General features: G+C 63.9%; 12 protein-coding genes. 5 read left to right on the plus strand and 7 right to left on the minus strand.

Annotated elements, in window-relative coordinates:
• Nucleotides 1–54: 54 nt before the first annotated feature.
• Together B4393_RS10350 and B4393_RS10355 are read right to left on the minus strand one after the other, a co-directional pair.
• Nucleotides 55–1,239 carry an NAD-dependent formate dehydrogenase gene (locus B4393_RS10350; RefSeq protein WP_078334418.1) on the minus strand — a complete coding sequence of 395 codons (1,185 nt, stop codon included), beginning with the start codon at nt 1,237–1,239 and terminating at the stop codon, nt 55–57.
• Between the two features lie 156 nt (nt 1,240–1,395).
• Nucleotides 1,396–2,286 (minus strand): LysR family transcriptional regulator, encoded by an 891-nt coding sequence (locus B4393_RS10355; protein WP_078334093.1) that lies wholly within the window; start codon nt 2,284–2,286, stop codon nt 1,396–1,398.
• 124 nt (nt 2,287–2,410) lie between these two features.
• Here B4393_RS10355 and B4393_RS10360 point away from each other — a divergent pair, with 124 nt between their 5' ends.
• On the plus strand, nt 2,411–3,517 hold the full coding sequence (locus tag B4393_RS10360) for an FUSC family protein (RefSeq protein ID WP_078334094.1): 1,107 nt from the start codon (nt 2,411–2,413) through the stop codon (nt 3,515–3,517).
• On the opposite strand, the gene B4393_RS10365 is transcribed toward B4393_RS10360, so the two are convergent.
• Both B4393_RS10365 and B4393_RS10370 read right to left on the minus strand, forming a co-directional pair.
• A complete protein-coding gene (locus B4393_RS10365; protein ID WP_078334095.1) occupies nt 3,481–4,386 on the minus strand; it encodes a TIGR03620 family F420-dependent LLM class oxidoreductase in 906 nt (301 codons plus the stop codon). The genes B4393_RS10360 and B4393_RS10365 overlap by 37 nt on opposite strands.
• Nucleotides 4,379–5,260 carry an SDR family oxidoreductase gene (locus B4393_RS10370; protein WP_078334419.1) on the minus strand — a complete coding sequence of 294 codons (882 nt, stop codon included), beginning with the start codon at nt 5,258–5,260 and terminating at the stop codon, nt 4,379–4,381. Before B4393_RS10370 ends, B4393_RS10365 begins: the two co-directional genes overlap by 8 nt.
• Before the next feature lie 164 nt (nt 5,261–5,424).
• Between B4393_RS10370 and B4393_RS10375 the strand changes: the two genes are divergently transcribed.
• Entirely contained in the window at nt 5,425–6,318 is an 894-nt protein-coding gene (locus B4393_RS10375; RefSeq protein WP_078334096.1) for a LysR family transcriptional regulator, read from the plus strand.
• Here B4393_RS10375 and arsC read toward each other — a convergent pair.
• Nucleotides 6,315–6,656 carry an arsenate reductase (glutaredoxin) gene (gene arsC, locus B4393_RS10380; RefSeq protein WP_078334097.1) on the minus strand — a complete coding sequence of 114 codons (342 nt, stop codon included), beginning with the start codon at nt 6,654–6,656 and terminating at the stop codon, nt 6,315–6,317. The two genes, B4393_RS10375 and arsC, sit on opposite strands and share 4 nt — an antisense overlap.
• 133 nt (nt 6,657–6,789) lie before the next feature.
• Here arsC and B4393_RS10385 point away from each other — a divergent pair, with 133 nt between their 5' ends.
• A complete protein-coding gene (locus B4393_RS10385) occupies nt 6,790–8,151 on the plus strand; it encodes an HNH endonuclease signature motif containing protein (protein ID WP_078334098.1) in 1,362 nt (453 codons plus the stop codon).
• Here the strand turns inward: B4393_RS10385 and B4393_RS10390 are convergent.
• Complete coding sequence (locus B4393_RS10390; RefSeq protein ID WP_078334099.1) at nt 8,065–8,679, minus strand: TetR/AcrR family transcriptional regulator; 615 nt, start codon at nt 8,677–8,679, stop codon at nt 8,065–8,067. The two genes, B4393_RS10385 and B4393_RS10390, sit on opposite strands and share 87 nt — an antisense overlap.
• A gap of 66 nt (nt 8,680–8,745) precedes the next feature.
• Between B4393_RS10390 and B4393_RS10395 the strand changes: the two genes are divergently transcribed.
• Nucleotides 8,746–9,189 (plus strand): MmpS family transport accessory protein, encoded by a 444-nt coding sequence (locus B4393_RS10395; RefSeq protein WP_070936522.1) that lies wholly within the window; start codon nt 8,746–8,748, stop codon nt 9,187–9,189.
• Nucleotides 9,186–12,056: an MMPL/RND family transporter gene (locus tag B4393_RS10400; RefSeq protein ID WP_078334100.1), complete on the plus strand. Its 2,871-nt coding sequence runs from the start codon at nt 9,186–9,188 to the stop codon at nt 12,054–12,056. Before B4393_RS10395 ends, B4393_RS10400 begins: the two co-directional genes overlap by 4 nt.
• A gap of 3 nt (nt 12,057–12,059) precedes the next feature.
• On the opposite strand, the gene B4393_RS10405 is transcribed toward B4393_RS10400, so the two are convergent.
• Entirely contained in the window at nt 12,060–12,848 is a 789-nt protein-coding gene (locus B4393_RS10405; protein WP_078334101.1) for an ArsR/SmtB family transcription factor, read from the minus strand.
• Nucleotides 12,849–12,863 lie beyond the last annotated feature (15 nt).

A 12,863-nucleotide genomic window follows, 5' to 3' on the forward strand; every position in this document is an offset into this window, starting at 1 on the left:
CCCCACGATCCATGCCAATTGCTCAACCGACGTAATGCCGACGACCCTAAGGTCCTAAGTGCCTGCGCCGGGGCTGGCCGAGCCGTCGGAGGTGTAGGACTTGGCGCCCGTGCCCGCCAGCTGCCCTCCCTCGACGATCAGGTACTCATCCCGGATGGGCCGCCGCTCGAAGAAGTCTTCGAGAATTTCCCGGGTACCGGCCGCATACCGGGCCTGCGCGGACAGCGTGGTGCCGGAAACGTGCGGAGTCATCGCCTCGTTGGGCATGGTGCGCCACGGGTGATCCGGCGCCGGCGGCTGCGGGTACCAGACATCACCGGCGTAGCCGGCGAGCTGACCACTGCGCAGGGCGTCGACCACCGCGTCGCGGACCGTGATCTCGGCACGCGCGGTGTTCACGATGTACGAGCCGCGACGCATGGAATTGATCAGGTTCGCATCGAACAGATGGTAGGTCTGCGGATGCAGCGGGGCGTGGATGTCGACGATGTCGACAGAGCTGACCAGTGAGTGCACGTCGGGGTGATAGGTCAGGCCCAGCTCCTGCTCCACTTCGGTGGGCAACCGGCGGGTGTCAAAGTAGTGCAGCCGCACGCCAAATGGCTTGAGCCTGCGCATCACCGCCTGCCCGATGCGACCGGCCGCGATGATGCCGACATCGAATCCCTCGAGGTCATAGGCACGCTCGACGCTGTCGGCGATGTTCCAGCCACCGTCGACCACCCACTGATGCGCGGGCAGGTAGTTACGCACCAAGGCCAGAATCTGCATGACGGCATGCTCGGCGACACTGATGCTGTTGCAATAGGTCACCTCGGCGACGGTGATCCCGGCCTTGATGGCGGCATCCAGGTCGACATGGTCCGAGCCGATGCCTGCCGTCAACGCCAGCTTGAGCTTCGGCGCCTTGGCAATTCGCTCCGCACTGAGATACGCGGGCCAGAAAGGCTGGGAGATAACGACATCGGTGTCCGGCAGTTCCTTCTCGAACACCGAGTCAGGTCCGTCCTTATCGGAGGTGACCACCAACTCATGGCCCTGCGCCTCCACGTAGCGGCGCAGTCCGAGCTCACCGGATACGCAGCCCAGCAGCTCTCCGGAGGTGAAGTCGATGGCTGACGGAGTCGGCAGGGTCTGTCCGTCCGGGTAGTCGCCGATAACGGGGATCGAGTCCCGGGCGTAGACGGGCGGATAGCCCGTCACCGGGTCGGGGTAGAGCACACACAAGATCTTTGCCATGACCACTCCTCTGCGGCGGTCGTTCTGGCCGCCAGTTCTGTTGATACAAATGACTTTTCAGCCATCCGATGCGCCTTGTCGACGCATTCTCAGTTTCCGGCGCGAGGTGGTGGCGTGTCCAAGACCAAGTTCCGACCGCCCGATAGGCGCGGCCGATCAGGGCTGGTCGAGCGGTGCTACCGTCTGTGCCAGCGCACGGGCCAGCAGTGATGCGGGCTCACCCGCGGCACGTACCAGGGCCACCGGCGAGCCGAGCGTCGGCGCCTGCAGCTCCACGGTTCGGGTACCGGCAGGCGGCGCCGCGGTGGCGAACCAGGTCCTCGCGACAATCGCCGCCCAGCGGCCCGTACCGACGAGGGCCAGCAGCGTCGCCACCGAATCGGCCTCCAGACGCGGCGAGACTGTCAGCCCATGCTCGGCGGCCGCCTCGTCGATGCGGTCGCGGTCACGCATACCCTTGTGCAGCAAGCACATCGGAAGACTCAAGGCCTCCGACCAGTCGATAGGGTCCGGAGCATCACGCAACAACCCCTCCCCCGCCACCAGTACATAGCGTTCCCCGTACAGGCGGGTCAGCTCCAGCCCGTCGGTCTGCAACCCGTCGTCGTAGACCACACCCGCGTCCAGCTCGAACCGGCGGATACGGTCCAGGATCTCCGCGGACCGCAGGCTGGACTCGATCCGCACGCGCACCAACGGGTGCTCGGCGCAAAATGCGTCGGCCATCAGTGCGACTCGCGTGGCCGCACCGGGCACCACACCGAGCCGCAATTCACCGGTGAGGCCACTGCGCAGCGCGGTCACCTCATGCTCCAATGCGTCACGATCCGCGAGAATCCTTCTCGCCCAGAGAACCAGCCGGTCCCCCTCCGGAGTCAGGCCCTCAAAGTTCGAGCCGCGCAGTACCAACGGAACACCCAGCTCGTGTTCGAGCTTGCGGATCGCCTCCGACAGCGCGGGTTGCGAGACGTAGCACGCAGATGCCGCTCGCGCGAAGTGACGTTCCCGCGCGAGCGCCACGAAGTACTCAAGCTGTCGGAACTGCATAACTCGTTCTACCACTAGCGATCGGCGCCGCCTATCGACTCAGCGGCAATGTCTCTTGGACAGCCACGCCGCCGGGCCCACACACTGGGACGAATCATCGCCAGCAGAGGTTGGGAGAACACCCGTGGACGCATCCGCGAGGACGCGGGCGGGTGCCCGGCCGGACCGACAGGACCACTGGCATGCGCTCCGCGTGGCGGCGGGTCTGGCGCTGCCCGGTGCGCTTCTGCTTGCCGTGGGCCGGCCCGAGCTGCTGGTGTACATCGTCTTCGGCTCATTCACCGGCGTCTATGGCCGCGGTGAATCCCGTTGGCGCCGCACCCGTCACCAGGTCCAGGCGGGCATCCTGCTCTGCGCGGGAGTCGCCCTCGGAGTGATGCTTTCGTCACTGCACGCTCGTACCTGGATGTTGGTCACCGTTGAGGTGGCATTCGCCACGGCCGGGTCGGTGGTCGCCGATGCGTTGCGCCTGCGACCCGCCGGACCGTTCTTCTTCCTCTTCGCGATCGGTGCTACCGCCACCGTTCCGGCTGGGCTGGTGACCCCGCAGAGTGCCATCGGGCTGTGCGCGGGAACGGCATTGCTATCGGTGTTGATTGGTCTCATCGGATCGCCCAGCGAGATGCCGGCCGAACGGCGGAGCCGCCTCCCGCCTGATGCGGGCACACATGCGTTGCGATACGCGCTCGCGGTATCCGCGGCCGGCGGAGCGGGGCTGCTCCTCGGATTCGATCATGCCAACTGGGCGATGGCCGCCGCAGCGGTGCCGCTGGGGGCCATCGACAGCGGACGGCCGTCGGATCGCGATATCGCGCGGGTGCTGGCGCGGGCCGGACATCGGACCGCGGGCACCCTGGCGGGCCTGATACTCACCGGAGTTCTTCTGGCACTGGGGCTTCCGTCAGTAGCCATCGGCACACTGGTGATAGCGCTACTGTTCCCCACCGAACTGTTCATGGCCCGTCACTACGCGCTGGCCGTCGGCTTCTTCACGCCGCTGGTCATGCTGATGACCGAATTGGCCGACCCCACAGACCCGTTCACGCTCATTCTGTACCGCGGCCTTGACACGGTGATCGGTGTCGCCGCCGGAGTGGCCGCCGCCGCGCTGGTGGGCAGGCGGGGCACCACGAGCCCTATCGTGCCAACCTGGAGCCCGCGGAACCGGCCGCTACGTGCCAGATGTGCTCGGAATCAGGACAGTACCGCGGGTGCGAGCCGCTCAAAATGACGAACACCCATGTCCAGCCCGGTATCACCCGGCATCAACACCACGTGATCGGCGCCCGCCCGAAGATGCCTGTCCACAAGCGCCGCGACGTCCGCAGGCGATCCATAGCCGACAAGGTCACTAACCAATCGGTCGCCCATGCCCGAGAGATCTTCATCGGTATATCCCAGACGTTTCAACCCGTCCCGAACACCCGGCAACTCCAGCCTGATCGACACCGTCTTGCGGGCAAGGTTTTTGGTATCAGCACCATCCTCAGCTGCGATCACGTCCATCCCCACCACCAGCAGCTTGTCGGGACCCAGTGCCCGCCTCGTCTGTGCAGTGAATTCCGGAGGCCGCCCCGCAGGCATCGCCCCATCAGCGGCATCACGAGCCAGCGCGATCATCTTTGGGCCATTGGCCGCAATGATCCGGGGATACCTCACGTCGACGGCAGGTATCGGATTCGGCTCGTCCATGCGAGCGAGATAGTCCCGCATCACGCCGATCGCACTATCGAACTGGCGCCCAACCAGTTCCGCTTGTGCCGGGTAGCCCGGGCCAAGGCCGAGCACGAACCGATTAGGGTAGGCCTGCGTGAGCATCGCGGCACCACCGTGCGCGGTCACCGCCGCACGCGCCCAGACATTGGCGATCCCCGTGGCAATCGTCAGGTGCTCGGTGGCGGCGAGCAGAATGCCTGCCTGCACCAATGCGTCCTTGCCGCCCACAGGTTCGTTGACCCATACCGTGCGATAACCGGCGGCTTCCATCCGCACCGCCGCCGCTCGCTGCTCACCTGCGGACGGCATGCTGGTGAACGGCGCGGGCAGGAACGCACCGACAGATCCCAGCGCTCGGCGCGCCGACCTGATGGCATCACTCATCGAAGTAATGCCCCTTCTCCAGGTCTGCGATGAGCCCGGGGTGCACCGGATGCCAGTCCAGGCGTTCTTGGGTGAGCGCGCTTGACGCCGGCAGATCCAAGGCGAAAAACCCACCCAGCCAACCGAAATGGTCAAATGCCTGCTCGACGGGCACAGATTCGACCGGCAGCCCCAGGTGGCGCCCGATGACTTCGGCAATATCGCGCACCGGGATGCCGCCCTCGGCGACGCCGTGCAACCGCGCACCCGCCGGGGCGTTTTCCAGGGCAAGGCGGAACAGCTGAGCGGCATCCAGGCGATGCACGGCGGGCCACCTGTTGGACCCGTCGCCGGGATACGCCGAAATACCCTTGGTGCGGGCGACTTCGATGAGACGTGGCACGAACCCGTGGTCCCCCTCCCCGTGCACCGAAGGCGCCAGTCGCACGGCCGAGACCCGCACGCCGCGGTCGGCAAGGACCAGCGCCTCCTCGGATACTCGCGGGGATTCCCGCGCCGCGGCGTCTTCCTCCGTCAGCGGACGGCCCAACCCAAACCCTGCCAGGCCAGAGGTGACGACGAACGGCCGCTCGGTCCCCGCAAGCACCTCGCCGATCGCTGCGATGGCAGTCCTATCAATGTTGGCCGCCTCGACGTAGTTCTCGAAGTCGTGCACGAAGGCCAGGTGCGCAACGCCGTCGGCAGCGGCAGCACCGGCCCGGAGGCTGTCGAGATCGCCGAGGGAACCGCGATGCACCTGCGCTCCGGCAGCAGCGAGTTTGGCGGCCGACGAGTCGGAGCGGGCCAGACCGGTCACCTGATGGCCGGAATCGATGAGTTCACGAACGACGGCCGAACCGACAAAGCCGCTGGCGCCGGTGACGAATACGCGCATGATGTACTCCTGAAAATCTCGGTAGTGGATGCTCTCCAAGCCTGCGCACGCCGCAACCTCACGTCCAAGACCGATTACTCATCAAGCAATACCAATCAGGCATCACTGCATTTCACTGTGGTGATTTTCAGTTTCGGCACTTCCGATAGGCATACCATCTGGGCATGGCAGACACCGCCCCGCTAGACCTGGATCTGCGTCTGGTCCGGTATTTCACCGCGGTGGCCGAGCACCGGCACTTCGGCCGGGCCGCCACCGAGCTGCGCGTCGCGCAGCCATCGTTGAGCCGGCAGGTCAGCAGGCTGGAACAACAGCTCGGTGTTCGGCTGCTCGATCGCACCCCACAGGGCACCAAACTGACCGAAGCCGGAGAGGCGTTCCTGCCCAAGGCGAAGGCACTGCTTCGATCAGCAGATCAGGCCGCTGCGCATGCACGGGCTGCCGCACAGCCCAGCCACCTCACCGTCGGATATTCGATGGGGCTCATCGTGACACCCGCCGTGCTGCAGATGCGCCAGAAGCATCCAGATGCCGAAGTCCGTGCGACACATCTGAAATGGGACGAAGCACGGACGGCGCTGCTGGACCATCGAGTCGACGCCGTGGTGGCACGGCTACCGTTTCCCACCGACCAGTTGCATGTCACGATCTTGTACGACGAGCCACGGGTCGTACTTCTGCCGTCGGATCATCCTCTGGCCCAACGCGACTCATTGATCTTGGCCGATATCGCCAACGAACCGATGCCACGGATACGCGACGCCGACCCGTCATGGAGTGCCTACTGGCGCGTGGAGCCGCGACCCGACGGCAGTCTCGCACCCGATGGACCCGTCATCGACGCCCTGGAGGACAAGTTCGAGGTCATTGCGTCGGGCCAGGCCATTTCCTTGTCGGCGGGCGTGCACGGCAACACGATTCGCCCCGATATCGTGGCCATCCCACTTGACGGGATAGAGCCGAGTCACGTGGTCTTGGCCACACGTGCTGACGATCGAGGGCGTCTTGTCGCGGCGTTCCGCAAGATCGCGCAAGCCGTCCTGGCCGGACCGGGCTAGAGGATCTCGTCGACCGCTTCGGTCGGGCGCGCCATTCGAGTGCCCTTGGCGGTCACCACAAATGGACGCTGAATCAAACGAGGGTGCGCGACCATTGCCTCGAGTAAGGCGTCATCGGATGCGTCGGCGAGGCTCAAATCCTTGTACTCGGCCTCACCAGTGCGCACCGCCTCCCGCACCGTTAGGCCCGCGTCCTTGATCAGCTTTTTCAGCTGGACCTTGGTGGGCACGTCATCGAGGTATTTCACGACAGTGACGTTGGCACCCGCTTCTTCAAGACGTGTCAACGCCTGACGGGACTTTGTGCATCTGGGGTTGTGGTAAATCGTCGCGTCCACGAGTTCAACCTACAGGTAGACACCGGCCGCCAGTTCCGGGCGCAGCGCCCGTCTCATAAATCTCTTCTGTCACAAGGGTTTCTGGAGCAACATCACCCAGCTAGTTGTCGGTGAGTGTCGTTATTATTCGAACATGAGTTCGATTGAGGTGTTGGAGGCGGCGGTTGATGCCTTCTGCGCTGATTCGGTCGATGCGCTCACGGCCGCTGAGGCGTTGACGGTGTTGGCGCGCCTGGAGGTTGTGCAGCGCCGATTGTCTGGCCGCGGTGTGTGTTTGGTTCCCATGGTGACGGGTGAGGCGTCTCCGGTGGAGCTTGGGGGCACGTTGTTTGCGGATGTGTTGTCGCGGCGGCTGCATATCGGTAAGGGTGCGGCGCGGCGCCGGGTCGCCGATGCGCAGCAGTTGGCGCCGCGGCGCGCGTTGACCGGTGAGGTGTTGGCGCCTGTACTGCCCCGGACTGCCGAGGCGTTGGGGCGCGGCGATATCGGCGAGGAACACGTGCGGATCATTCGGCAGTTCTTTGACCGGTTGCCGGTGGTGGTCGATGCCCCGACCCGCGAGGCTGCCGAACAACAACTCGCCGTCATGGCTTCCCAGTTTCGGCCCGAACAGTTGCGCACCGGCGCCGACCGCATGATGGCTCTGCTGAATCCGGACAGGGAATTCTGCGATGTGGATCGGGCGCGACGCCGCGGGGTGAGCATCGGGCAACAAGGCTTTGACGGCATGTCCCCGATTTCGGGTTTGTTGGATCCGGAGACCCGGGCGTATCTGGATGCGGTGTTTACGAAACTGGCCGCACCGGGCATGTGCAACCCGGCCGATCAAACACCGCTCGTGGATGGTGAGCCGTCACCGGAAGCTGCCGAACACGACACCCGCACCTCGGCGCAACGCAACCACGACGCACTGCGCGCGTGCCTGCGCTCAACATTGGCCTCCGGGAACCTGGGTTCACACCACGGCCTACCGGTCACCGTCATCGTCACCACCACACTCAAAGAACTGGAATCAGCAGCCGGTATCGCCGTCACCGGTGCCGACACCCGCCTGCCCATGCCGGACTTCATTCGTGCGGCATCGCATGCTCACCACTACCTGTCGATCTTCGACGACAACGGCCGCCCCCTGTATCTCGGTCGCGCCAAACGGATCGCTTCACCGGATCAGCGGATCGTGTTGCACGCCCGCGATCGTGGCTGCACCCACCCCGGATGTTCGGTGCCCGGATATCTCTGCGAGGTCCACCACCTCACCGAATGGGCCCAGGGCGGACCCACCGACATCGACAACCTCACCTTCGCCTGCCGACCACACCACCGCCTCCTAGGCCACGGCTGGACCACCCGAAAACGCAAAGACGGCACCACCGAATGGACACCCCCACCACAACGCGATATCGGAACTCTAGAGCTCCCGGGTCAGGCTGGGCATGATGACTTCGTTCACGAGCGTCCGGACGGTTTCGGCTGTCGGCGACCTCACTGGCAGTAACGAGCGGAACACGAGGTACCCGGGCAACAGATCCCAGAGTTCCTCGTTGATGGCAGCCGCATCGATCTCTCCTCGCTCGACAGCAGCGGCAAGCACGTCGTCAATCAACGACTTGCGCTGATCAACAAACTTTGTCCGAAATGCCTTGGTCAAGGCGGGACTTCGCTCGATCTCGTTCAGCAGACCGCGCATGATGGGCGTATTGCGCCGCACATCTGCCAGCGCGTTGGTCCCGATTTGCATCAAGTCTTCACGGAGTGAGCCGGTGTTCGGTCGAACCAACTGCGCGCGCATTCCCTCGATGAACGCCGCCAACACCAGCTCCGCCTTCGATGGCCACCGCCGATAGATCGTGGCCTTACTCGCCTTCGACTCCGCGGCGACTTGGTCGACCGACAGGCGGTCGTATCCGTGCTCCTGCAGCAGACGCAAAGTGACCGCCAGCAACTCGGCCTCACGCGGAGTCCACTGAGACGCCCGTTGCCCCTTGCCGCCCTTAGTCAACCCCGTTGACACTGCACTACTCATCAGAGTACGGTACCGTACCGTTCTGCAGGAGTCGTGCCGCGGACTATCGAGAGGGCGTGGGCGCAGGTGCAAGGCTGGTTCTGGAATCTCCTGAAACGGTGGTGGACGCTCGTCGTCGCCGCGGTCGTGGTGGCGGTGGTGGCGTTCGGGGTTACGCGGCTACACGGTGTCTTCGGTTCGAATATCGAGCTGTCCCGCCCCGGCAACGAAGCCATGGAGAACACCAACTACAACCCCAAACGCGTTCTCCTTGAAGTCTTTGGCACGAACGGGAGCACCGCGACCATCAACTTCCTCGACGAGATGGCGCAACCCCACCGCGTCGACAACGCCCCGCTGCCGTGGTCACACGAGCTGGTTACCAACGACCCCACACTCTTCGCCGATCTGCGCGCGCAAGGCACCGGCGACACAACCGGCTGCCGCATCACCGTCGACGGCATCGTCAAGGACGAAAGGACCGTCACCATCGTGAACGGCTACACCACCTGCCTGGACAAGTCCGCATGAGTGCCGATCACACCCAGGATTCGCGAGCGGCCACGATCATCCGCCGGCTCGCCATACCGATCGTCTTGTTATGGGTAGCGATCGCGGCGGTCACCAATGCGACCGTCCCCCAGCTGGAAGTGGTTGGTGAGGAAAGATCGGCGCCGCTGAACGCCGCCGACGCACCCTCGACATTGGCGATGAGACATATCGGCAAGGTGTTCAACGAGTTCGACTCCGACAGCTCGGCGATGGTGGTGCTGGAAGGCGACAAACCCCTTGGCGCCGAGGCCCATCAGTTCTACAACACCTTGGTGCAGCGGCTGAACGATGACCGTGAACACGTGCAGCACGTCGCCGACTACTGGGGCGATCCGATCACGGCGGGCGGTTCACAAAGCAAGGACGGCAAGGCCGCATACGTGCAGGTCTATGTCGCCGGAAACCAGGGCGAGGCGCTATCCAACGAGTCCGTCGACGCCGTGCGCCGCATCATCGCCGACACACCCGCTCCCGACGGGATCAAGGCCTACGTATCCGGTGAGGCCCCCACCATCACCGATCAGTTCGAGGTAGGCAACGCGGGCGCCGCCCAGGTCACCATCATCACCTTCGCGGTGATCGCAATCATGCTGCTGATCGTCTACCGCTCACTCGGCACCACACTATTGGTGCTGGTCACGGTCATGGTGGAGCTCTCTGCCGCGCGTGGAATCGTTGCGGCACTGGGCCATACGGGCTTGATAGGTCTGTCCACCTATGCGACGAATCTCTTGACCATGCTCGCCATCGCGGCAGGTACTGACTACGCGATATTTTTCGTCGGCCGCTATCAGGAGGCTCGTGCGGCCGGTGAGGATCGTCTGGCCGCTTACCAGACGATGTACAAGTCGACCGCTCACGTCATCATCGGCTCGGGTCTGACCGTCGCGGGCGCATTGTTCTGCCTATCGTTCACGCGACTGCCCTACTTCCAAACCCTTGGTGTACCTGCTGCTCTCGGGGTGCTGGTGACGCTGACCGCGGCGCTGACCCTGGCCCCCGCCGTACTGGTGATCGCCGGACACTTCGGCCTGATGGAGCCCAAGCGCGCCATGCGGACTCGTGGATGGCGCCGGATCGGCACGGCGATTGTGCGCTGGCCCGGGCCGATTCTCGTCGTCTCGTGCATCGCGACGCTCGTCGGACTGCTCGCCCTACCGGGGTACAAGACCACCTACGACGGCCGCATCTACATGCCGAGCTCGGTTCCGTCCAACGTGGGATATGCCGCGGCCGAACGTCATTTCTCCGTCGCTCGGCTGAACCCCGAACTTCTCATGATCGAAGCCGATTTCGACATGCGCAATCCCGCGGGCATGGTCCTGCTGGAACGCGTGGCCAAGTCCGTTCTCCACGCCCGCGGCGTGGCTCTGGTCCAATCGATCACCCGACCCCTCGGTACACCAATAACCCACTCTTCCATTCCATTTCAAATAAGCGCATCAAGCGCCAGCCAGTTGATGAACCTCTCTCAGCAGCAGAACCAGGCCCTGTATCTCACACAACAGGCCGATCAGATGACGCAGACCATCGGTGTGCTGAAACAGCAACTCGCACTGCAGAAACAAAGCGCGGCCATCACGCACGAACAAACCGAGGGGTTCCAGCAGACCGTGGCGGTAGCGCAGGACCTGCGAGACAAGATCGCCAATTTCGACGATCAGTTCCGGCCCATACGCAACTACTTCTACTGGGAACCGCACTGCTTCGACATCCCCTTCTGCGCGGCGCTGCGATCCGTCTTCGACGCCCTGGACGGTATCGACGAACTCGTCGATGCACTCCAAACCGTCACCGGAAGCCTCAACAAGCTCGACGCGTTACAGCCCAAACTTGTGGACCTGATACCGCCGCAGATCTCCATCCAGGAGAAGAACCGCGACCTGACCCTGTCCAACTACGCGATCAACAACGGCACCAATACCCAGAACGAAGAGTCCACCCGCACCGCAACGGAATTGGGCAAGGCCTTCGATGACGCCAAGAACGATGACTCCTTCTATCTGCCTCCGGAGGCGTTCGACAATCCCGCGTTCAAACGCGGCATGAAGCTCTTCATGTCCCCGGACGGCAAGGCCGCGCGGATGATCATCACCCACCAGGGAGATCCGCAGACCTCCGAAGGAATCGCGCACATCGACGCGATCAAGGAAGCGGCCTTCGATGCCGTCAAGGCCACTCCGCTGGCCGACGCCAAGATCTACGTGGCCGGAACGGCCTCGGCATACAAGGACATTGCCGACGGGCAGAAATACGACCTGCTGATGGCCGCGCTGGCCTCACTGGGCCTCATCCTGCTCATCATGATGTTCCTGACGCGCAGTCTGGTCGCCGCGCTGGTGATCGTGGGGACGGTGGCACTGTCACTGGCGGCATCATTCGGGATGTCAGTGGTGGTGTGGCAGTACATCTTCGGAATTCCGCTGTATTGGGTCATCTTCCCGCTGGCGGTGATCATCCTGCTGGCGGTCGGGGCCGACTACAACCTGCTATTGATCTCCCGATTCAAGGAAGAAACCAGCGCCGGACTGAAGACGGGCATCATCCGAGCCATCGCCGGCACCGGTGGGGTCGTCACTGCCGCCGGACTGGTGTTCGCGGTGACGATGTCCTCCTTCGTCTTCAGCGATCTGCGTGTTCTCGGCCAGATCGGTACCACCATCGGCCTGGGGCTGCTCTTCGACACCCTGGTGGTGCGATCGTTCCTCACACCGGCGATAGCCACCATGCTGGGCCGCTGGTTCTGGTGGCCCATCAACATCCGCACTCGCCCCATGCCGAGACCGTTTGGGGCGAAACCCTCCGGGACCGAAGATGCGACCGGACCGATCTCGGTGGGCGGGTAGAGATCAGCTGGGCTGGGCCCACGGCTCCGTGGGCAGCGGGGCGCCAGTCTCTAAGAAGGACTTGAGGTTTGACAGTACCGCCGCCCATCCCCCGCTGGCCTGCGCGTACTCGGTGGGGCTCGCGAGATCGGCATGCGTGACGGTCAGCCGCACGATGTCCTGGTACGGCTGAATCAGGAAGGTGACGGTGGAGATCGCGCCGTCGGCACCGCCCGCCGGGTCGGCCCACGTTGTCACCAGTTTGCGTGGCGGATCTGCCTCCACCACCGTGCCCACCACATCGGCGATGCCGGAGCCATCCACTCGCCGATGCTCCCAACGTGAACCCTGTTGCCAGTCAGAAACATTCGCATGTCCCCAATACTGGCCACTGAGCTCGGGATCCGTGATGGCCTGCCAGACCTTCTCCGGAGTGCTGTTGATGTAGGTGGTGTAGACGAAAGTTGGTTGAGACATGTTTGACTCCTCAGCTCGCCGCTTGATCGCACTGAGCGCCCGCAGCCGCGGGCGCTCGAACTTGTCGATCCACCGTTCCTGAATCTCATGCAGCGGAACCGGATTGAGATAGTGCAGCTTCTCCCGGCCGCGCCGCACGGTGCTGATCAGGTTGGCAGATTCGAGTACACCCAGGTGTTGAGTCACCGACTGTCGCGCCATTCCGACGCCGTCGCATAACTGGCTCAGGGTCTGACCGTTGTGTTCATGCAGCCGATCCAGCAGCGCACGCCGAGTGGAATCGGCGAGAGCCTTGAAGACATCCTCAAGAGCAGGATCTGGATCGGACGGGGACACGCCATCATTATGCAG

The sequence above is a fragment of the Mycobacteroides franklinii genome (assembly GCF_002013895.1).
Classification (GTDB): domain Bacteria; phylum Actinomycetota; class Actinomycetes; order Mycobacteriales; family Mycobacteriaceae; genus Mycobacterium; species Mycobacterium franklinii.